Genomic DNA, 20,692 nt, shown 5'->3' with positions numbered 1-20,692 from the left:
AGCAGGTTACAGCGTTGTGCTGATGCAGCTTGCCGGAACCACGGCTCAAGCCCTTGTCATACAAGCACACGGCGGCTGAGGCCACAACCCCTAGCCCGCATATCTCACCGATCCGCGTCCGCAGCCGCGGATCGGTGAGATATGCGGGCTAGTGTCCCGACTCAGTCCAGGAAGGTGCACAACCCCTGCAGGGCGGCGACGACGCTCTGCCGTCTGACCGCCATACGATCCCCCTCGAAGCGGCCACAGTAGCTAGCGACGCGGCCCGCGCCGTCCGCCCAGGCAAGCCAGACCAGGCCTACCGGCTTGTCGGGCGTGCCACCCTCCGGCCCGGCGACTCCGGTCACCGCCACCGCCACGGTGTCCGCTGCACCGGCCACCGCCCCCCGCGCCATGGCCCGGGCGACGGCGTCGCTCACCGCGCCGTGCTCGCTCAACAGCGCCGGCTCCACCCCGAGCAGGCGGGTCTTCGCTTCATTGGAATAGGTCACCAGGCCATGCTCGAACCAGCGCGAGCTGCCGGGTACATCGGTCACCGTCTTGGCAATCCAGCCGCCGGTGCACGACTCGGCGGTCACCAGCCGCAGCCCTGCCATGCGCAGCCGCTGCCCGGCATCGCGCGCCAGCACGACCAGCCCTTCGTCATCAGCCGTCATCGCCTGCTCCTGTAGCCAGCGCGCACCCCCCGGGGAGACGCGGAAAGCTGCTCGCGGCCACTCCGCAGGCCATCGCCGTTCGGCTCACGCGAGTGGCGCCGCATGCGGTCCAGAGTCTGCCCCACCCGCAGGAGGCGGCCAAGCACCCCGGGGCTGAAGGCCGGCGCTGCGGACCCGTATACTTCGCCTCCGTCGTCGATCCCCGAGCCGGAGCCAAGGCCATGGCCACCAGCCAGCAGCACGCCCACACGCCGATGATGCAGCAGTATCTGCGCATCAAGGCCGAGCATCCGGAGGTGCTGCTGTTCTACCGGATGGGCGACTTCTACGAGCTGTTCTATGACGACGCACGGCGGGCCGCTGCGCTGCTGGACATCACCCTCACCCGGCGCGGCGAGTCCGCCGGCGAGCCCATCCCGATGGCCGGCGTCCCTGTGCACAGCCACGAGGGTTATCTCGCCCGCCTGCTGCGCCTGGGCGAGTCCGTGGCCATCTGCGAGCAGATCGGCGATCCCGCCAGTGCCAAGGGGCCGGTGGAGCGCCGGGTGGTCCGCATCGTCACGCCGGGCACACTCACCGACGAGGCACTGCTGGAGGAGCGCCAGAGCAACCTGCTGCTGGCAGCGGCGACCGACGGCCGCCGCTGGGGGCTTGCCGCCCTGGAGCTGGCCGCAGGGCGATTCAGCGTGCTCGAGGTGGAGGATGCCGAGGCGCTGGCCGCGGAGCTCGAGCGGCTGCGCCCGGCCGAGGTGCTGCTCGGCGAGGACACCTCGCCACCGCCCGCCCTCGCCGAGCGCCGTGGGCTGACCCGACGTCCGCCCTGGCACTTCGACACCGAGACGGCCACACGTCAGCTCAACGAGCAGTTCGGCACGCGTGACCTGAGCGGCTTCGGCATCGCGGGAATGTCCCTCGCCGTGGCTGCCGCCGGCGCGCTGCTGCAGTACGTCGCCGACACCCAACGCGCCGCCCTGCCCCACATCCGTGGCGTGACCGTCGAGAACCGCGAGGCCGCCGTGGTCATTGACGCCGCCAGCCGCCGCAATCTGGAGCTCGAGGTCAACCTCGGCGGCGGCAGCGAGCACACGGTCGCCTGGGTACTGGACAGCACGGTCACCGGCATGGGCAGCCGCGCCCTCCGGCGCTGGCTGAGCCGGCCGCTGCGTGACGATCGCGCCCTCGTGGCGCGTCAGGACGCGATCACCAGCCTGATCGAGGGCGGCCTCCAGGAGCCGCTGCGCGAGACGCTCCGGGGCTGCGCAGACATCGAGCGCATCGGCGGGCGCGTCGCGCTCGGCTCGGCACGCCCGCGGGATCTCACCGGCCTGCGCGACACCCTCGCCGCCCTGCCGGCGCTGGCCGACCACCTGGCCAACGCCGACGCCGCACTCCTGGCCGCTCTCGCCCATCGCGCCGCGCCCCAGCCGGAGCGCCTGGATCTGCTGCAGCGGGCACTGGTGGCGCAGCCGCCGGTGGTCATCCGCGACGGCGGTGTGATCGCCGACGGCTACGACGCCGAGCTCGACGAGCTGCGCGGTCTCTCCCGCAACGCCGACGAGTTCCTGCTGGATCTCGAGCGGCGCGAGCGCGAAACCACCGGCATCGGCAATCTCAAGGTCAGCTACAACCGCGTCCACGGCTACTACATCGAGATCAGCCGCGGCCAGAGCGACCAGGCCCCGGCGCACTACATCCGCCGCCAGACCCTGAAGGGCGCCGAGCGCTACATCACCCCGGAGCTGAAGGCCTTCGAGGACCGCGTGCTGTCCGCCCGGGAGCGCGCCCTCGCCCGCGAGAAGGCCCTCTACGAGGCGCTGGTGGCGAGACTGCGGGAGGGTATCGACGAGCTGGTCAAGCTCGGCACGGCACTGGCCGAGCTGGATGCGCTCGCCGCCCTAGCCGAGCGCGCCGAGGCCCTGCAGTACGTGCGCCCGGTGCTGAGCGAGGCGCCGGGCATCGAGATCCGGGCCGGCCGTCATCCGGTGGTGGAGCAGGTCACTGACGAGCCGTTCGTCCCCAACGACATCGCCCTCGACGACGAACGGCGCATGCTGGTGATCACCGGGCCGAACATGGGCGGCAAGAGCACCTACATGCGCCAGGTGGCGCTGCTCACGCTGCTCGCCCGCATCGGCAGCTTCGTGCCCGCGGAGGCCGCGCGCATCGGGCCGGTGGACCGCATCTTCACCCGCATCGGCGCCGCCGACGACCTCGCCGGCGGCCGGTCGACGTTCATGGTGGAGATGACCGAGACCGCCAATATCCTGAACAACGCCACCGACCGCAGCCTGGTGCTGATGGACGAGATCGGCCGCGGCACCAGCACCTTCGACGGCCTCGCCCTGGCCTGGGCGGCAGCAGACGCCCTTGCCGGTCGCCTGCGCGCCTTCACGCTGTTCGCCACGCACTATTTCGAGATGACGGCGCTGCCCGAGCGCCACCCGGCGGCGGCCAACGTGCACCTGCAGGCAGTGGAGCACGGCGAGCGGATCGTGTTCCTGCACGCGGTGCAGGAGGGCCCGGCAAGCCAGAGCTACGGCCTGCAGGTAGCGGCGCTGGCGGGCGTGCCGCAGGACGTGCTGGAATCGGCGCGCAGGAAGCTCCGCGAGCTGGAGCCGGGCGCACGCCCGCAGTCGGCGGCGGGCGCCAGCCAGCTACCGCTGTTCGACCCGCAGCCTCCCAATCCGGCCCTGGAGCGCCTGCGCGACGTCGATCCGGACGATCTCACCCCGCGCGAGGCCCATGCCCTGCTCTACGAACTCAAAACTCTGGCCAAGAAAGAAGCCTAAACCCCTGCTCTGAAACGATTTCAGCTCATCGCGACCGGTGCCCGAAGGGTCCTGGTGCGCGGCGCCTGCCATCCAGCGCCCCGGCACCGAACCGGGATGCACCGCGGTGCCGCGGATCACACGGGAACGTCGCACGCGGCTGCGCCGCGCACGACCTACGGCGGCAATCGGGCCTTTGCCCGGGATTCCCTGCCCGGCTGTAGGTTGATGGGGGGTGCGGGCCTGCCTAGCATCTCCCCACCAGCGATCCCCGAGCGGAGACAGCGATGACCTACGTCGTCACCGAGAACTGCATCAAGTGCAAGTACACCGACTGCGTCGAGGTGTGCCCCGTCGACTGCTTCCATGAGGGGCCGAACTTCCTCGCCATCGACCCCGACGAGTGCATCGACTGCACCCTCTGCGAGCCCGAGTGCCCGGCGGAAGCGATCTACTCCGAAGACGATCTGCCCGAGGAGATGCACCACTTCCTCGAGCTCAACGCCGAGCTCGCGCAGCAGTGGCCGGTGATCACCGAGATGAAGGAACCGCCGCCCGACGCCGAGGAGTGGGACGGCAAGCCGAACAAGCTCGAGCTGCTCGAGCGCTGAGGGCTAAGCCGGGGCGAAGCCACGCCCTGGCTACTGCGCCGCCGTCTGCTCCAGAAGCTCCGCGAGATCAGCGGGCGGGCGGTAGCCGCTTACCATGGTGCCGTCCGGCAGCACGAGGCTGGGGGTGCCGCGCACGCCGAACGCCTGGGCCAGCGCCATGTGCTCCTCCACGGGGTGCTCGCAGCTCAGGCGCTCGATGGCCTCTCCCCGCTTCGCCCGGGTCAGGGCCGTGCGCGGGTCGTCGGCACACCAGGCGGCCACGGCCTTGTCGTAGGAGGCGGAGTCCCGGCCGGCGCGTGGCATGAGCAGGTAACGGATACCGATGCCGCGCTCCAGATAGCCGTCCAGCTGCGCGTGCATGCGCTGGCAGTACGGGCAGTCGATGTCGGTGAACACCGTCACCGAGTGTTCCGCACCGCCCTCCGGCTCGTAGACGATCATCGCCGATTCCGGAATCTCCGCCAGGCGCTCGAGCCGGGTGTCGCGGCGTGCGTCCTCGGTCAGGGAACGCCGCGTCTCCAGATCGATAAGCTCCCCCTGCAGCAGGTAGCGGCCGTCGCCGGTGACGTAGATCACCGTGCCCTCCAGGCGGACCGCATAGAGCCCGTCCACGGGGGTCGCGCGCACCGATTCCACCACGGTCTCCGGGCTGATGCCGCTGATGGCCTCGCGGATGCGGGTCTCCACCGCCTCGGACTGGGCGCCAACCAGGGTGGGCAGGGCGAGCAGCGCGGCGGTGAGGGCGTGGCGAATCATGGCATCTCCATGCGGGGGGTCAGCCCCGCGGGTGGTGTTCCGCATGCAGCGCCTGCAGGCGCGCCCGGGCGACATGAGTGTAGATCTGCGTGGTGGAGAGGTCACTATGCCCCAGCAGCAGCTGCACCACCCGCAGGTCCGCGCCGTGGTTGAGCAGATGGGTGGCGAAGGAATGCCGCAGTGTGTGCGGCGAGAGCGCGGTGCGTATCCCGGCCTGCTCGGCATGATGGCGAATGCGGTACCAGAATGCCTGGCGGGTCATGCCCGTGCCGCGGCGGGTGAGGAACACCGCGGCACTGGCCGATCCCCTGGCGAACATTGGACGAACACCCCGCAGGTAGCCGTCGAGCCATTCCACGGCGGCCTCTCCCAGCGGCACGAGGCGTTCGCGGCCGCCCTTGCCGGTCACCCGTACCGCGCCCTGACGGGTGCTCACCTGCTCGAGACGCAGCCCGACAAGCTCCGAGACCCGGAGGCCGCTGGCATAGAGCACCTCGAGCATGGTTCGGTCGCGATAGTCGATGGGATCGGCGGTATCCGGGGCGGCGAGCAGACGCTCCACCTCGGCCTCGGAGAGGGCGTGGGGCAGCGGCCGGTCCGGTCGGGGCGGCTCCACACGGGCGGTGGGATCCTCGCTTAGCCGTCCCTCGCGCACCTGGTAGCGGTAGAAGCGGCGCAGGCTCGACAGCAGCCGGGCGCTGGTGCGCCTTCGGGCCCCAGCCTGGACGCGCTCGGCGAGATAGCCCATGACGTCGGCGCGATGCGCGCCGAGCAAACCCGCCCGGCCCCGCCGTGCCAGCCATGCGGCGAAGCCGGTCAGGTCGCTGCGGTAGGCGGCGAGCGTATTGTCCGCCAGGCCGCGCTCCATCCAGAGCGCATCCAGGAAGGCGTCGACGCCCGCGACGTCCGCCTCGGGCACGTCGCGGGCGGCGGACTCAGCCGCCGCCACTCGGCGCCTCGGCCGGGCCGCGGGGCTGGGACTGGGGTGCCGTGACATTCGTGCCAAAGCCCTTGAGGAACTCCATGGGCACCGGGAAGACAATCGTCGAGCTCTTGTCCACTGAGATGTCCGAGAGGGTCTGCAGGTAACGCAGCTGGATCGCCTGGGGGTTCCGGGCAAGCACCTCGGCGGCCTCGAACAGCTGCTGGGAGGCCTGCAGCTCGCCCTCGGCGTGGATGACCTTGGCGCGCCGGTTGCGCTCGGCCTCGGCCTGCCGGGCGATGGCGCGGATCATGGATTCGTCGAGGTCCACGTGCTTGATCTCGACGTTGGCAACCTTGATGCCCCAGGCGTCCGTCTGCGAGTCCAGAATCTCCTGGATGTCCGCGTTCAGCTTGTCCCGCTCGGAGAGCATCTCGTCCAGGTCGTGCTTGCCCAGCACCGAGCGCAGCGTGGTCTGCGCCAGCTGGCTGGTGGCGGCGAAGAAGTCCTCCACGTGGATCACCGCCCGCTCCGGATCGAGCACGCGGAAGTAGAGCACGGCGTTGACCTTGACCGTGACGTTGTCGCGGGAGATCACGTCCTGGCTCGGGACGTCCAGGGTCACCAGGCGCAGATCCACCTTCACGGCCTGCTGGATGATCGGGATGATCAGCCGCAGCCCGGGCCCCTTGACCTTCCAGAAGCGCCCAAGCAGGAACACCACGGCCCGTTCGTATTCCCGGAAGACCCGGAACGAGGCGATGATGACGGCGGCAATGACGCCGATGACGATAAGAACCGGTATGGCCATGGCCCCTCCTGGCTTGCGGCATCCACGGCTCGGGCCACAATGGCCCGGCGTGGCAAGAACTGACTGCGCGCGGCCTCAAGATACCCCGCGCACCCGCCTCTCCGACACCCATCCCATGCGCCGGGTTCGCCGAGTGCGCCAGGAACCCGCGGCGCTGGAGGCGCTGTAGCGGTCGCGCCCGGCGCGAGGCGGGCAGCGCAGCTTAAGTTCGCTGCCAATCAGCCAATAAAAAGGGGCGCCGACGGGCGCCCCTTTCTGCCTGGCGGCCTCCCTGCCGCCGGTCCCGGCCGATCAGCGCCAGCCGGCCTGGTCCATCAGGCGCACGGCCACGGGGTTGAGCGGCCCGAACTCGGCGATGTTGGCGTCATCGGTGTTGATCTCGCCCCACTCCTCGAGGATCGGGTCCATCTCGACGCCGTCGACCACCGGAAACTCGTTGTTGCCGGCGGCAAACAGGGACTGCGCCTCGTCCGAGGCCAGGAACTCGAGGAAACGCACGGCGTTCTCCGGGTTCGGACCGTTCGCCACCACGCCGGCGCCGCCGACGTTGACGTGCGTCCCACGGCCGTCCTGGTTCGGGAAGATGATGCCGGCCCGCTCGGCAACGGCGCGGTCGCCCTCGTCGTCGGACTTCATCAGGCGCACGTAGTAGTAGTGGTTCGCCACGGCCAGGCCGCACTCGCCGGCGCCGACGCCGCGAATCTGGTCGGTATCGCCGCCCTGGGGCGCGCGGGCCATGTTGTTGACCACGCCCTCGGCCCACTCCAGCGCTGCATCCTCACCGTGGTGGCTGATGATGGACGCCATCAGCGACTGGTTGTAGATGTTGTTCGAGGAGCGAATGCAGACCTCGCCCTCGAAGCGCGGATCGGCGAGCTCCTCGTAGCTCGACAGCGGCGGCTCGTCGTACTGCTCGGTGTCGTAGAAGATCACGCGCATGCGCTGGCTGAGGCCGAACCAGTGGCCGTCCGGATGGCGCAGGCTGGAGGGGATACGCTCGCTCAGGGTTTCCGATTCCGTGGGCGTGAACACCCCGGCCTCGTCCGCACGCCAGAGGCGGCCGACGTCCACGGTCATGAGCACGTCCGCGGGGGTGGCCTCGCCCTCGCGCTCAATGCGCTCGATGAGCTGGTCGGAATCACCCTGGAGGACGCGCACCTCGATGCCGGTCTCCTCCTCGAAGGCGTCGTAGATGGCCTGGTCGGAGTCGTAGTGACGCGCCGAGTAGAGGTTGACTTCCTGGGCGGCGGCCAGTCCGGCGCTTACGGCGAGCGCGGTACCGGTCACCGCCGGAATCAGGTGATGGACGATGCGCATGGGGGTCTCCTGTTGCGGCTGTAGATGCGAATCCCTCTAATTGCGCCAAGGATTGAAACCCGCGCCTTGCCCCCGGTCAACCATCCGGGCTTACATTGTAATTTTTACAAATGAGAAGCGCTTGCGCGCGCGCGGGCCGTTCGGTGACACTATCGGAATGATCCACAACGCCGCACCGCTGCCCTCGCATTTCCCCTCGGGAGAGGTCCCAACTCTGCACGGCGAGGGCCGTCGGCCGGCGGGCACCGCCCTCGCCCTGGAAGGGATCACCCATCGCTTCGGCGAGGTCACCGCCGCCGAAGACATCACCCTGGACGTGCAGCCGGAGGAGCTCGTCTGCCTTCTCGGCCCCTCCGGCTGCGGCAAGACCACGCTCCTGCGCATGGCCGCCGGCCTCGAGCGCCCGCAGCAAGGGCGCGTCCGTGTCGGCGACCAGCTCGTGGCGGACAGCGCGACGGGGGCCTGGGTACCCCCCGAGCAGCGCAATGTCGGCCTCGTCTTTCAGGACGCCGTGCTCTTCCCGCACCTAACCGTGCTCGAGAACGTCGCCTTCGGGCTGAACCGGGTCACTGCCGGCGAGCGTGAGCGCCGCGGCCGCGCATTGCTCGGCCAGCTCGGCCTCGGCCCCTTCGCCGACAGCTACCCCCACGTCCTCTCCGGCGGGCAGCAGCAGCGCGTGGCGCTGGCGCGGGCCCTGGCACCGGAGCCGCGCATCATGCTTCTGGACGAGCCCTTCTCCGGCCTCGATGCCCGGCTGCGGGACCGTATCCGCGACGACACACTGCATCTGCTCAAGCGCAGCGGCACCGCCACCCTGCTGGTTACCCATGATCCGGAAGAGGCACTGTTCATGGCGGACCGCATTGCCGTGATGCGGGACGGGCGCATCATCCAGCAGGGCCACCCCATCGACGTCTACTGCAACCCCGCAGACCCGTTCGTGGTGCGCTTTTTCGGGGACTGCAACGAGCTCCGCGGCGTGGTGCGCAACGGCCGCGTCGAGACCCCCGCCGGCACCCTAGAGGCGGGCCACCTGGCTGAGGGCACGGCCGTGCAGGTGCTGATCCGCCCCGAGGCCCTGCGCGTACTGCCGGTCTCGCGGAGCAGCGAGCACAACGGCAGCCATGTGCTGATGTCACGGCTGCTGGGCCGGGCGAGCTTTATCCATCTGTGCGTGCACCACGGCACCGACGAGTACCACATGCACGCCCACATGCCCGGCGTGTTCCTGCCGGAGCGCGACCAGCCCGTGGATGTCCAGCTCGATCCGCAGCAGGCGTTCGTCTTTCCGGCCTGACCCCCGGCTCTACTCCCCCGCGGAGCCCGGGCGCGAGCGCCGCATCGCCCGGCTCAGCAGGATCACCGGCAGCACGCCCACCAGCACCACCGCGAGCGCCGCGGTGGAGGACTGGCTGAGGCGCTCGTCCGAGGCCAGCTCGTAGGAGCGCACCGCAAGCGTCGTGAAGTCGAACGGGCGCAGGATAATGGTCGCCGGCAGTTCCTTCATGACGTCCACGAACACGAGGATGCCAGCAGCGAACAGACTGCCGCGCATGATCGGGGCATGCACGCGGCGCAGCGTCGCGCCGGGCGTCTTCCCCAGGGTCCGTGAGGCGGCGTCCATGCCCGGAGTGACGCGGGTCAGGCTGGACTGCACCGCGTTGTAGGAGACGGCCAGAAAGCGCACGAGATAGGCGTAGACCAGCGCAAATGCCGTGCCCGTCAGCAGCAGGCCGACATCCCAGCCAAGCCCCTCCTGAAACAGCCCGTAGAGCTGGCGGTCCACCCAGCCCAGGGGGATCAGGATACCCACGGCGATGACCGCCCCCGGCACCGCATAGCCCATGGCCGAGATCCGCGCCGCGGCGGTGGTGAGCGGCGACGGCGCCATGCGCACGCCGTAGGCGAGCAGCAGCGCCAGCAGCACCGCCGCCGCCGCCGCGACGCCGGCGAGGCTGACGCTGTTGACGATGTACGGCAGGAAGGCCCAGCCAAGGCGCGCATCGCCCTCCTGCAGCGTCATGCTCACCAGCAGCGCGGCGGGCAGCAGGAAGCCGAGGAGCACCGGCAGCGCGCAGGCCAGCGTCGCCAGCCAGCGCGTCATGCCGGCGAGCTCGTACTGCGGCAGCTCCCGATAGCGGCGCGAGGTATGGAAGAACTGCGCCCGCCCGCGGGAGAAGCGCTCCAGCAGCAGGAGCACGAGCACGAAGATCAGCAGGCAGGCAGCCAGCTGCGCCGCGGCCGTGCGCTCGCCGAGCCCGAACCAGGTGCGGTAGATCCCGGTCGTGAAGGTATCCACGGCGAAGAACTGCACCGCGCCGAACTCGTTCAGCGTCTCCATCAGCGCCAGCGACACACCGCCGACGATGGCCGGTCGCGCCAGCGGGATGGCGATGGTCCCGAACAGCTTCCATGGGCCGCGGCCGAGGGTGCGACCGACCTCCAGCACGCAGACCGACTGCTCCAGGAAGGCCGCCCGCGTGAGCAGGTAGACGTACGGGTAGAGCACCAGCGAGAGCAGCGCAATCGCCCCCCCGAGCGAGCGGATCGGCGGAAAGGTATAGTCGTCGGCGGTCCAGCCGAAGAGCTCCCGCAGCATGCTCTGCAGGGGGCCGGCATACTGCAGGAAGTCCGTGTAGGCGTAGGCGATGACGTAGGTCGGCACCGCCAGCGGCAGCAGCAGCGACCACTCGAACAGCCGCCGGCCGGGAAAGCGGCACATGACCACCAGCCAGGCCGTACCGACGCCAATGACCAGCACGCCGATCCCCACCCCGACGGCCAGGCCCGCGGTATTGACCAGGTACCGGGGCAGCACCGTCGTGGCCAGATGCGACCAGACCTCCGGCGCCGGGACGAACACGTGATAGAGCACAGTGAGCACCGGCAGCGCCACGAGTGCCGCGATGACCGTCGTGATCAGCGTCCACAGCCCGCCGCGGCGGGCGGCGGCCAGGACGCGGGCGGTGATCGGCAACGGGCGGGCGGTTACGGACACGGACACTCCGGGCGCAGCGCCGGACAGCGGCACGGGCTTGAGCATGCGGATGATACGCGTACTCGCTACGCGGTTTCAGCCCCGGCGGATGGCCTGCTGCTCTACTGCCGCCCCGGCTTCGAGAAGGACTGCGCGGCGGAGATCACCGACGCCTGCGCCGCCATCGGGGTGGCGGGCTACTGCGACGCCCGCCCCGGCCAGGCCTTCGTCACCTTCCACGCGCTGCCGGTGCCGGCGCGCCCTCTGATCGCGGATCTGCGCTGGAGCCGGCTGGTCTTCGCGCGTCAGCTCCTGGCCCTCGGCCCGGCGGTGGCGCTGCCCGCCGCCGACCGCGCCACCCCCATCGCCGAGACTGTCGTGGGGCTGGCCCCGGGTTTCAGCGACGTCTGGCTCGAGCACCCGGACAGCAACGACGGCCGCGCCCTGTCCCGGCTCTGCCGCGCCCTGCGCACGCCCGTACTCAAGGCGCTGGCCGAGCGGGGCGTCGCCACCGACGTCACCGATGCCCCGCGGCTGCACGTCTTTCTGGACGGGTCCGGCGACGCGCGCGTGGGTCTCGCCGACCCGCGTAACAGTGCACCCTGGCCGCTCGCCATCCCGCGGCTGCGGCTGCCGCGGGCCGCGCCGAGCCGCTCCACCCTGAAGCTCGACGAGGCGCTGCAGACCTTCCTTGGTGCCACCGAGCGCGAGCGACTGCTGCGGCCCGGCATGCGTGCGGTGGACCTCGGCGCCGCCCCCGGCGGCTGGAGCTGGCAGCTTGCCCGGCGCGGCCTGCGGGTGACCGCCGTGGACAACGGGCCCATGGATCCCCGCCTGATGGCCGAGGGGCTGGTCGAACACGTGCGTGCCGACGGCTTCCGCTACCGGGTGGGACGGCCCGTGGACTGGCTCGTCTGCGACATGGTCGAGCAGCCCCACCGCATCGCCGCGCTGGTCGCGGGGTGGCTCCGGCGCGGCGACTGTCACGGCGCCGTGTGCAACCTGAAGCTGCCGATGAAGCGCCGCCATTCCGCGGTCCGCGAGGCCCTCGCCCGCCTCGAGGCCGCGCTGCCGCCGTCGGCACGGCTGGGCTGCAAGCAGCTCTATCACGACCGGGAAGAGGTCACCGCCGCCGTCGTGCCCGGCTGAGGCTGCCGCCGGCGCGGCGCCATCCACACCCAAGCGGCGGAGCCGCTGGCTAATCCCTTCGGAAGCGCAGGCGGAAGTCGACCACCAGCGTCTCCGCCACCCGCAGCGCCCCGCCCAGCGCCGTAAACGGTTCCAGGCCGAGATCCCCGTGGGGAATCGCCGCCAGCCCCGAGACCGTGAGCACGTCGCCTTCGCGGCGCAGGCGCACCGGCACCTCCAGTGCGTGACCGGCACCCCGAACCATGATCTCCAGCGTTGCCAGCGGCCGGCTGGGCGTGCCCGCGAGATCGCGCACATGGACAATGATGCGCGGGTGGGATTCGGCGTCGAGCAGCCCTGGACCAAGCAGATTCTCCCGCGTCGCAGCGATCGCCTCGGCGGATGGCGCCGGGCCGAGGCCCGGGATCAGCCCATCGCGCACGCCGGCCGGATCCACCGCAAGGCGCGCCACGGGCAGGTGCAGCTCCCCCCGGGTGGCCTGCCAGTCGTCCTGTCCGACCCGCAGCGCCCCCTCCAGACCGCCCGCGGCCACCACGTGATCGTGGCCGAGGGCGGCCATCGGCCCGGCGCGACCGACGAAGATCCAGAGCCGCGAGGCCTCGTCGTCCAGGCGCCAGATGGTCTCACCGTCCGCCGCCTGGTAGGCATCCCAGGGGAATGCCCCGGTATCCTGCGCCTCCGGGTCGGAGGGCACGGAGCCGGTTGTCCCACAGGCAGCCAGCAGGACGGTGGCGGCGAGGGCGACGAGCTGGCGCCACGCCCGTGTCCGGGCCTGGCTGTTAGCGGTTATCATGTGCGGTCCCTCCAGATGCCGGACGGCAGTCATGAGCTACGAACGGCCGAACATCCAGCGCATGACGGGCTACACGCCTGGCGAGCAGCCCCGGGCGCGTGATGTCGTCAAGCTCAACACCAACGAGAACCCCTATCCCCCCGCTGCGGCGGTGATGGACGCCCTGCGGGCGCTGGATGGCGAGGCGCTGCGCCGCTATCCCTCCCCCACGGCAGCGACCTTCCGCGAGCGGGCCGCAGCCCTGCACGGGCTGACCCCGGAGCATGTGGTCGCCACCAACGGCGGCGACGAGCTGCTGCGGCTGGCCATCACGACCTTCGTCGAGCCCGGCCGTCCCATCGGCATGGCCGAACCCAGCTATTCGCTGTATCCGGTGCTGGCCGCCGTGCACGGCTCGCCGGTGGAGCGGGTCGCGCTGGACGAACACTGGCAGCCGCCGGCGGACTTCGCCGAGCGCATGAACCGCGCCGGCGTCAACCTGACCTTCCTGGTGAACCCCCACGCGCCGTCGGGGACGCTGCTGCCGCCCGCCCGCATTGATGCCATTGCCGGAGCCCTGCAGGGCGTGCTGCTGGTGGACGAGGCCTACGTCGATTTCACCGAGCCCTCCGAGGGGCATGACGTCGTCTCTCTCGTGCACGATCACGACAACCTGCTGATCCTGCGCACCCTCTCCAAAGGCTACTCCCTGGCCGGCCTGCGCTTCGGCTACGGGCTCGGCGACCCGGGCCTGATCAGCCCCATCGCCGGCAAGACCCGCGACAGCTACAGCGTCGACGCCGTGGCCGAGCGCCTCGCCGCGGTGGCACTGGAGCAGCGCGCGGAGGCTGCGGAGAGCTGGAACGCAGTGCGGCACGAACGCGAGCGCCTGCGCACCGCGCTTGCCGAACGCGGCCTGACCGCGCCAGTCTCCGCCACCAACTTCCTCCTGGTGCACGTCCCCGAGGGCTACGGCGGCGGGGCCGCGGCCCTCCATGGCGCCCTGCGCGAGCGGGGCATCTTTGTCCGCCACTTCGACCAGCCCCGGTTGCGCGAGTGCCTCCGCATCAGCATCGGCACCCCGGAACAGCACGACGCCCTGCTGGCCGCCATGGACGAGATCGCGAGCGCCTAGCCCGCATATCTCACCGATTCACGGCTGCGGGCGCGGATCTGGCGGGCAGTCCGGCGTTGCGCTCGGCCCGGGTGCTCGACGTACTGTCGAGTACGCCTGCGCGCCCGGACTCTCCCGCGCCTTGTCCTGCCCGCCATCTCCGCGCCCTCGCTTCGCGAATCGGTGAGATATGCGGGCTAGCGAAGCGCTGGCTCACCGGCGATGGCCGGTCGCGCGGCCAGGCGCGCGTGCCAGCGGCGCACCGCCGGGCCGGCCTCGGTGATCGGGGACTGCAGCGCCCGTTCGGCGAATTCGACGGCGACGAAGGCGGTGATGTCGGCGATGCTGAAGCCCGCGCCCGCCAGCCACTCGGACTCGTCCAGCCGTGCCTCCAGGACCTCGAGAAAGCGCCGGTAGCGGCTGCGCCCGCGCTCGGCCAGGGCCGGGATCTGCGCCACCGGCTCGGGCCCCGGCAGCGCCCGGTCACGGAAGCCCGGAGCGGCGTTGCGGAAGCCCTCGACAATCGCCTGCAGGCCCTCGCCGTCAACCCGGCGCTGCCACTCCGTGACCCGGGCCTGGTCGAGGGCATCCGTCCCCATGAGCGGCGGCTCAGGATGGAGAACCTCGAGGTAGCGACAGATGGCCTCGCTCTCGCAGAGCGCCTCGCCGTCGTCGAGCACCAGCACGGGTACCGTGCAGCGCGGATTGATGGCGCGGAACGCCGAGCCGAAGTGCTCGCCGGCCCGCAGATCCACGGGCCGCGTCGGCAGCTCGATCCCCTTCTCCGCGGCGAACAGCGTCACCCGGCGGGGGCTCGGGGCACCGGGGCAGTCGTAGAGCAGCATGGGGTCCTCCGGCGTGGCGGCATTTAGCCCGCATATCTCACCGATTCGCGCAGCGAGGGGGCGGAGATGGCGGGCAAGACAAGGCGCGCGAGAGTTCGGGCGCGCAGGCGTACTTGACAGTACGTCGAGCACCCGAGCCGAGTGCAACGCCGGATTGTCCGCCAGATCCGCGCCCGCAGCCGTGAATCGGTGAGATATGCGGGCTAGCCCATGCGCAGACAGTATCACTCCGTGCCGGGGGCTCGGCCCCGTTTTACTCCCGCGGGCGCGGCGCGAGATCCAGGGGCAGATTGCGCGGCGTCTCGCGCCGCCGCTGCAGGCGCCGGCGCCGGTGATCGGCGGCCTCGCCGGGCGGCAGGGTGCGCGCCAGGGCCAGGGCACGGTCCGGATCCCGGGCCACATGCTCGTGGTACTTCGCCAGCCGTTCCGTCGCCTCCGGGCAGCCGGCGCCGGCCAGCGACTCCCAGCACGCCACTGCATCCGCCCAGCGGCCCTCCCGCCGGTAGAGACTCGCGAGGCGGTGCAGCGCGCGCGCATCGAGCTCCGCCCGCGAGTGCTCCAGCGCGAAGCGGGCACGGTCGGGGTCGCCGCCACGCAACCAGCCGCCGGCGGCGCCGGCGGCATCCGCACCGCTCTCCGCCGGTGCGGCGTAGGCCGCCGCCAGCGCGGGCAGCATGCGGGCCAGGCTGCGCACGTCCTCGGCATTGTGGTCGAGGACGCCGGCAACGGGTACCGAGGCCTCGCCCCGCAACAGCCCGAGCCAGACGCCGGGCGCCTCGGCGCCGGGCAGGTCCGCCGTGCGCGGGGCCCCCAGCAGCCGCGCCTCGGCGCTCGCCAGGCGGCAGTCCGGCCACCGGCGGGCGAAGAGCCGGCGCACGTCGTGCAGCAGATCCCGGTGTGTCTCCGGCTCCGGAAGCGGCACGCCACGGACCAGGCGGCAGCGGTCGCGCAGCAGCGGCAGATCGAAGCTGCCGCCGTTGTAGGTGACCACCACCGCAGCACCCGCAATGGCCTCGGCGACGGCGGCCAGCATCGGCGCCTCGCCCGCGAAGCCGGTCAGGAACCACTGCCGGATCAGGAGCCCATTGCCCTCGTAGCGGGCCACACCGGTCATCCATGCCACCGTGCCCGTCCCGCCGGCGAGGCCGGAGGTCTCGGTGTCCAGGAAGAGGGCATCGCGTTGCGCCCCTGCCGTCAGCCCTGGCAACGGTCCGGCGGGCGGAGAAACGGCGACATGACGATCGCGCCGGAGGCAACCTGGGGCGAGCCGCTCGGCGCCGAGGGCTGCCGCCAGCGCGGCCTCGTCCAGGTGCCGGGGCGCGGGCACGCGCCCATGGCGGCCGGCGCCCAGGCGCTCCAGCCGCGCAGCGACACCCGCCGGCGCGGCGCCGGGCGCAGCCGCGGCGCCGCTCTCGCGGCGCAGGGCATCAAGCCGGGCGGCGAGACGGCTCATCGGCGAGCAATCGGTCGAGCACTGTCAGGGCCGCCTGCCGGGGTGAGAACCCGCGCTGCCCCTCCCCCGCCAGGATCGGCCCGACGCAGGCCGGGCAGCCGGCCTCGCAGCCGCAGGCCGCCACCAGATCGCGGGCGTCCTGCAGCACCAGCGCCCGCCGGTCGTAAAGCGGCGCGGACAGCCCCACCCCACCCGGGTAGTTGTCGTAGAGGAACACCGCGGGCCGGAACCGGGCCTCGGCATCCGGATCGAGCTCGCCGCCGTCCAGGGTGCGCAGCTGTCCGCGGCCGCCGGGCCCCGCGGTGGCGAACCAGCGTGCGTCGCCGTCCCCCACCGCCCGGCCGAGGTCCTGCGGCTCGGACATCACCCGCATGGCGGCGACGTGATGCAGGGCATAGGCCGCGCCCAGAAAGCCGTCCAGCGCCTGCTGACGGCTCGGGAAGGCGGCCGCCAGCGCCTCCGGGTGCAGCTGCCACCAAACCGCGGTGGTATGCATCTCCTGGTCCGGCAGGTCGATATGGCCGTAGCCGATATTCTCGTGGGTGTAGTAGCGGATCTTCTTGTAGCCGGGGATGCGGCGCACCAGATGCACCTCGCCCCGCGCCGCCTCCGCCTCGCGGCCGCTCTGGCCCTCGAAGCGCTCGAGGATGCGCAGGCGGGTGTAGTCGATGGCATCGGTGTAGTAGTCCGCCCGGGTCTGGCGGACGTAGGCCTTGCGGCCCTCCCAGTCCAGATGCTCCACCTGGTAGGGAGCCGACTGGACGAGATAGATCGCTCCCTCGTAGATCGTCTCCGGCGCGCTGGCGTAGTCCACTTCGGCGATGATGCGCTTGCCGCCGTCGGTGGCGTCCACCACCACGAAATTGCCCTCGGCCACCGAGCGCAGGCTGACGCTGTTGGCCGGGTAGCTGTCCTCCGTCCAGTGCCACGTGTCTTGCTCGCGGTGCAGCACGCCCTGCTGCTCGAGGTAGTCCAGCAGCTCCTCCAGGGGCTCGCCGCCGAAGCGCTCGCCGGCCTGGAACGGCAGCTCGAAGGCGGCACAGCGCACATGATCGAGCAGAATCAGCAGCTGGTCCGGGTCGATGCGCGCCGACTCCGGGGAGGCGCCGAGGAAGAACTCCGGATTGCGGATGATGTACTGGTCCAGCGGCTCGCTGGAGGCCACCAGCACCCCCAGCGCCGGGCGGTTGCGCCGCCCCGCCCGGCCCAGGCGCTGCCAGGTGGTGGCGATGGTACCGGGGTAGCCGGTGAGCACGCAGACGTCGAGGCTGCCGATGTCCACACCGAGTTCCAGCGCCGAGGTGCTGATCACGCAGTCCACCTCGCCCGCGCGCAGTGCACGCTCGGTGCCGCGCCGCTCGGTGGGCAGATAGCCGCCGCGATAGGCCGAGACCCGCGCCGGCCGCCGCGGGTCGTTGTCGAAGACGTCCTTAAGGTACTTGGTCAGCACCTCCACCATCAGCCGGCTGCGGGCGAAGAGTATGGTCTTCAGGCCGCCGCGCACGGCCATGCGCGCGATGCGCGTCGCCTGGGAGCGTGCCGAGGCGCGGATCCCGAGGTCGGCGTTGATCACCGGCGGGTTCCAGAGCAGCAGCTGCTTCTCCCCCGCAGGCGCCCCGCTTTCGGTGATCGGGCTGACCTCGCCCCCCACCAGCCCGGCCGCGAGCTCCGCCGGGTTGGCGATGGTCGCCGAGGAGAGGATGAACACCGGGTCGGCGCCGTAGAAGCGGCATACGCGCCGCAGCCGGCGCATGACGTTGGCGACGTGGGAGCCGAACACGCCGCGGTAGGTGTGCATCTCGTCGATGACGACGTACTTCAGACCCTCGAAGAACTGCGCCCACTTGGTGTGATGCGGCAGCACGCCCTGGTGCAGCATGTCCGGGTTGGTGACGATGATGTCGCCCCTGGTGCGCACGGCCTTGCGGGCGTCACCCGGGGTATCGCCATCAAAGGTGTAGGCGCGCACGCCAAGGCCACCGGCCTCGTTCAGCTCCATGAGCTCGGCGACCTGATCCTGGGACAGGGCCTTGGTGGGGAACAGGTAGAGGGCCTTGCTGCGTTCAGTGAGCGCGTCCTGCAGCACGGGCAGGTTGTAGCAGAGGGTCTTGCCGGAGGCGGTGGGCGTGACGATCACCGTATGCCTCCCGGCGCGCACGCTATCCCAGGCCGCCCGCTGGTGGCTGTAGAGCCGGCTCACGCCGCGGCTCGTCAACGCCTCCCGCAGCTTCGGCTCGAGCCCGTCGGGCAGCGGCTCGTAGCGCCCCTCCCGCGCGGGGACCACCAGCTCCCCGGTGATGCGGTCCCGATAGCGCCGGCGCAAACGGGCCGCCAGCCGGCGCACCGGGTCTTCGGTGGTCTCCGGAATTCGTTCTGCAGGAGTGCCCATATCCTTCCCCGCCATTTCCGGTTTGGCCCACGCGGTCTCGCAGGCGGCCGGCAGGCCGTGCCGCGGGGAGGGCACTCAGGGCCGACCCCACGTATATCGAAGCCCTCCAAAACGCTAGAATAGAGAACCAACCGAGAACGAACAAGCGCCCCTATGCCGCCACTCACGCCCCGGCAGCGCGAAGTCCTCGAGGCGCTCCGCGACTGTGCCCGGGAGGGCCAGGCCCCGAGCCTCGACGAGCTCTGCCGTCGCCTCGGCATGCGCTCCCGCGGCTCGTTGCACCGCCACGTGCAGGCGCTCGTGGATGCCGGGCTGGTGCAACCCATGGCCGGGCAACACCGCGGCGTGCACCTGACCGAGACCGCGATGGAAGACGCGGACACGCTGCCCCTCCTCGGCCGCATCGCCGCCGGCCGGCCCATCGAGGCGGTGGCCGATAGCGAGCAGGTCGCCGTGCCATCGTGGCTGCGGGGGCGCGGGCGCTGCTACGTGCTCGAGGTGCGCGGGGACTCGATGGCGGACGAGGGCATCCTGGATGGTGACCGCATCGTGGTGGAACACCGGGAGCAGGCCCGCAACGGCGAGATCGTCGTGGCCCTGGTGGACGGCGAGAGCGCGACGCTGAAGCGCATCGAGCAGCGCCCGGATTGCGTGATCCTGTATCCGGCCAACGCCGCCCACGAGCCTCAGCGTTACCACCCGACCCGAATCACCGTCCAGGGCGTCGTCGTCGGGCAGATGCGCCGCTACTGAGCGCTGCCGGTGGCCATGCCGCAGGGCACTGTACCGGTCCAGGCCCGGCCGCTACGCCAACCCGCCCTGGGAGTCTGCGCCGTAGAACGCTTCCGAGCGAGGCGGCCTCACTGCGAGGCGATTCGGCCGGCCGGCAGGTGAAAGACAATGGCAGCCCGCTTGCGCTAATCTCCCGCCTCCCCGGACAAGCAGCAACCCGAGCTCATGGCGTTTTCCGACCCGGCCCTGCGTCCCGCCCTGAGAGCGAGCCTGCCCGTGCTGTTCGGCTATGTGCCGCTCGGCATGGCTTTCGGCGTGCTCTTCGTGGAGCTGGGGTACCCATGGCCCTTCGCCACCCTGATGAGCGTGCTGGTTTTCGCCGGTGCGGCGCAGTTCCTGGCCGTCGGGCTGCTCGGCGGCGGCGCCGGCCTGCTCGAGATCGGTATCACGACGCTGGCGCTGAACGCCCGCCATGCCTTCTTCGGCCTCAGCCTCGCCGCGCGCTTCCCGCGGCGGGGGCTCGCCCGGCTGTATCTCATCTTCGCGCTGACCGACGAGACCTACTCGCTGCTGTCCGGGGTGGAGCCGCCCGCGGCAGTGGATGCAACGCGTTTCCGCGCCTGGATCGCCGCCTGCAACCAGCTCTGGTGGGTGCTCGGCTCCACCCTCGGCGCCCTGCTCGGCACCGGCTTTGCCCTCGACACCGCGGGGCTGGACTTCGCGCTGACCGCCCTGTTCGTCGTCCTCGCCATCGAGCAGTACCGTGCGATCCGGGACCTGCGGCCGTTCGCCGTGGCGGTGGCGGCGGCGGCGCTGGCCATCGGCGTGGTGGGGACGGAACACCTGCTGCTCGCGGGGCTCGCCATCGCCACCACGCTCATTCTGCTGGACCCACGGAGGAAGGCATGGGTGAGCTCGGCTACCTGAGCGCGGCGATCGTCATCATGGCGCTTGCCACCTTCACCACGCGGGCCGCGCCCTTCGTGCTGCTCGGCCGCCATGCCGATCACCCGCTGCTGCAGTATCTCGGGCGCTACCTGCCCGCCGCGGTGATGCTGCTGCTGGTGATCTACACGCTGAAGGATGTCGCCTTCACCAGCGCGCCCTTCGGGCTCCACCACCTGGCCGCCATCGCCGTCACCGCCGGACTGCACCTCTGGCGCGGCCACGCCCTGCTGAGCATCGGCGCGGGGACGGCCACGTTCATGGTGCTGCTCAGACTGCTAACCCACTGATTCCGATTCCTGGGTACGCACCGCCTGTCGGCCTGCGCCGTCAGCCCGGTCGCGCCCATGCGCAGGAACCTGAACCCCAGTAGAGGAAGCTGATCAGCGATTCCCTGGTGTCCCGTTTCGCAAGCTGCCTCTAGCTCTGCGTGGCGCTGGCCGCTTTCGGGCCTTGGTGGGCGGGCGTCTTGCGG

Annotated in this window: 18 protein-coding genes; 8 read left to right on the top strand and 10 right to left on the bottom strand. The window is 71.0% G+C overall.

Annotation, left to right across the window (positions count from 1 at the left end; translation table 11 throughout):
- Positions 1-161: 161 nt before the first annotated feature.
- Complete coding sequence (locus LMH63_RS07775; protein WP_109679147.1) at positions 162-656, bottom strand: CinA family protein; 495 nt, start codon at positions 654-656, stop codon at positions 162-164.
- Between the two features lie 221 nt (positions 657-877).
- On the opposite strand from LMH63_RS07775, the gene mutS reads away from it, so the two are divergent.
- Both mutS and fdxA read left to right on the top strand, forming a co-directional pair.
- Positions 878-3,445, top strand: coding sequence for a DNA mismatch repair protein MutS (mutS, locus tag LMH63_RS07770; RefSeq protein ID WP_109679146.1), 2,568 nt, complete (start codon positions 878-880; stop codon positions 3,443-3,445).
- Between the two features lie 266 nt (positions 3,446-3,711).
- On the top strand, positions 3,712-4,035 hold the full coding sequence (gene fdxA / locus LMH63_RS07765; protein WP_109679145.1) for a ferredoxin FdxA: 324 nt from the start codon (positions 3,712-3,714) through the stop codon (positions 4,033-4,035).
- A 30-nt stretch (positions 4,036-4,065) separates the two neighbouring features.
- Here fdxA and LMH63_RS07760 read toward each other — a convergent pair whose 3' ends face one another.
- The 4 genes from LMH63_RS07760 to LMH63_RS07745 form a co-directional block, all read right to left on the bottom strand.
- Complete coding sequence (locus tag LMH63_RS07760) at positions 4,066-4,791, bottom strand: DsbC family protein (protein ID WP_109679144.1); 726 nt, start codon at positions 4,789-4,791, stop codon at positions 4,066-4,068.
- Between the two features lie 19 nt (positions 4,792-4,810).
- Positions 4,811-5,659 (bottom strand): site-specific tyrosine recombinase XerD, encoded by an 849-nt coding sequence (xerD, locus tag LMH63_RS07755; protein WP_229332785.1) that lies wholly within the window; start codon positions 5,657-5,659, stop codon positions 4,811-4,813.
- Positions 5,660-5,726: 67 nt separating this feature from the next.
- On the bottom strand, positions 5,727-6,524 hold the full coding sequence (locus LMH63_RS07750) for a slipin family protein (protein WP_109679142.1): 798 nt from the start codon (positions 6,522-6,524) through the stop codon (positions 5,727-5,729).
- 291 nt (positions 6,525-6,815) lie between these two features.
- On the bottom strand, positions 6,816-7,841 hold the full coding sequence (locus LMH63_RS07745) for a Fe(3+) ABC transporter substrate-binding protein (RefSeq protein ID WP_109679141.1): 1,026 nt from the start codon (positions 7,839-7,841) through the stop codon (positions 6,816-6,818).
- Positions 7,842-7,998: 157 nt separating this feature from the next.
- Here LMH63_RS07745 and LMH63_RS07740 point away from each other — a divergent pair, with 157 nt between their 5' ends.
- Positions 7,999-9,138: an ABC transporter ATP-binding protein gene (locus LMH63_RS07740; RefSeq protein WP_109679158.1), complete on the top strand. Its 1,140-nt coding sequence runs from the start codon at positions 7,999-8,001 to the stop codon at positions 9,136-9,138.
- 9 nt (positions 9,139-9,147) lie between these two features.
- On the opposite strand, the gene LMH63_RS07735 is transcribed toward LMH63_RS07740, so the two are convergent.
- Positions 9,148-10,839, bottom strand: a complete 1,692-nt coding sequence (locus tag LMH63_RS07735; RefSeq protein WP_199225688.1) for an ABC transporter permease — start codon at positions 10,837-10,839, stop codon at positions 9,148-9,150.
- Positions 10,840-10,932: 93 nt separating this feature from the next.
- On the opposite strand from LMH63_RS07735, the gene rlmM reads away from it, so the two are divergent.
- Positions 10,933-11,967, top strand: a complete 1,035-nt coding sequence (gene rlmM, locus LMH63_RS07730; protein ID WP_109679157.1) for a 23S rRNA (cytidine(2498)-2'-O)-methyltransferase RlmM — start codon at positions 10,933-10,935, stop codon at positions 11,965-11,967.
- A 49-nt stretch (positions 11,968-12,016) separates the two neighbouring features.
- On the opposite strand, the gene LMH63_RS07725 is transcribed toward rlmM, so the two are convergent.
- Positions 12,017-12,760, bottom strand: a complete 744-nt coding sequence (locus tag LMH63_RS07725) for a YceI family protein (protein WP_109679139.1) — start codon at positions 12,758-12,760, stop codon at positions 12,017-12,019.
- 31 nt (positions 12,761-12,791) lie between these two features.
- Here LMH63_RS07725 and hisC point away from each other — a divergent pair, with 31 nt between their 5' ends.
- Complete coding sequence (gene hisC / locus LMH63_RS07720) at positions 12,792-13,874, top strand: histidinol-phosphate transaminase (RefSeq protein ID WP_109679138.1); 1,083 nt, start codon at positions 12,792-12,794, stop codon at positions 13,872-13,874.
- Between the two features lie 176 nt (positions 13,875-14,050).
- On the opposite strand, the gene LMH63_RS07715 is transcribed toward hisC, so the two are convergent.
- The 3 genes from LMH63_RS07715 to LMH63_RS07705 all read right to left on the bottom strand — a co-directional run bounded on the left by LMH63_RS07715 (position 14,051) and on the right by LMH63_RS07705 (position 18,540).
- On the bottom strand, positions 14,051-14,698 hold the full coding sequence (locus LMH63_RS07715; protein ID WP_109679137.1) for a glutathione S-transferase family protein: 648 nt from the start codon (positions 14,696-14,698) through the stop codon (positions 14,051-14,053).
- A 253-nt stretch (positions 14,699-14,951) separates the two neighbouring features.
- Complete coding sequence (locus tag LMH63_RS07710) at positions 14,952-16,151, bottom strand: ribonuclease H-like domain-containing protein (protein ID WP_109679136.1); 1,200 nt, start codon at positions 16,149-16,151, stop codon at positions 14,952-14,954.
- Entirely contained in the window at positions 16,126-18,540 is a 2,415-nt protein-coding gene (locus tag LMH63_RS07705) for a DEAD/DEAH box helicase (protein WP_109679135.1), read from the bottom strand. The genes LMH63_RS07710 and LMH63_RS07705 overlap by 26 nt, the downstream gene beginning before the upstream one ends.
- A gap of 153 nt (positions 18,541-18,693) precedes the next feature.
- Between LMH63_RS07705 and lexA the strand changes: the two genes are divergently transcribed.
- The 3 genes from lexA to LMH63_RS07690 all read left to right on the top strand — a co-directional run bounded on the left by lexA (position 18,694) and on the right by LMH63_RS07690 (position 20,507).
- Positions 18,694-19,293: a transcriptional repressor LexA gene (gene lexA / locus LMH63_RS07700; protein ID WP_109679134.1), complete on the top strand. Its 600-nt coding sequence runs from the start codon at positions 18,694-18,696 to the stop codon at positions 19,291-19,293.
- Positions 19,294-19,497: 204 nt separating this feature from the next.
- Entirely contained in the window at positions 19,498-20,199 is a 702-nt protein-coding gene (locus LMH63_RS07695) for an AzlC family ABC transporter permease (RefSeq protein WP_109679133.1), read from the top strand.
- Positions 20,178-20,507, top strand: coding sequence for a branched-chain amino acid transporter permease (locus LMH63_RS07690; protein WP_109679132.1), 330 nt, complete (start codon positions 20,178-20,180; stop codon positions 20,505-20,507). The genes LMH63_RS07695 and LMH63_RS07690 overlap by 22 nt, the downstream gene beginning before the upstream one ends.
- Positions 20,508-20,692: the final 185 nt, after the last annotated feature.

Origin of the sequence: Spiribacter halobius, assembly GCF_020883455.1 — a bacterium.
GTDB classification, from domain to species: Bacteria; Pseudomonadota; Gammaproteobacteria; order Nitrococcales; family Nitrococcaceae; genus Sediminicurvatus; species Sediminicurvatus halobius.
This window is presented reverse-complemented; position numbering and strand designations above follow the sequence as displayed.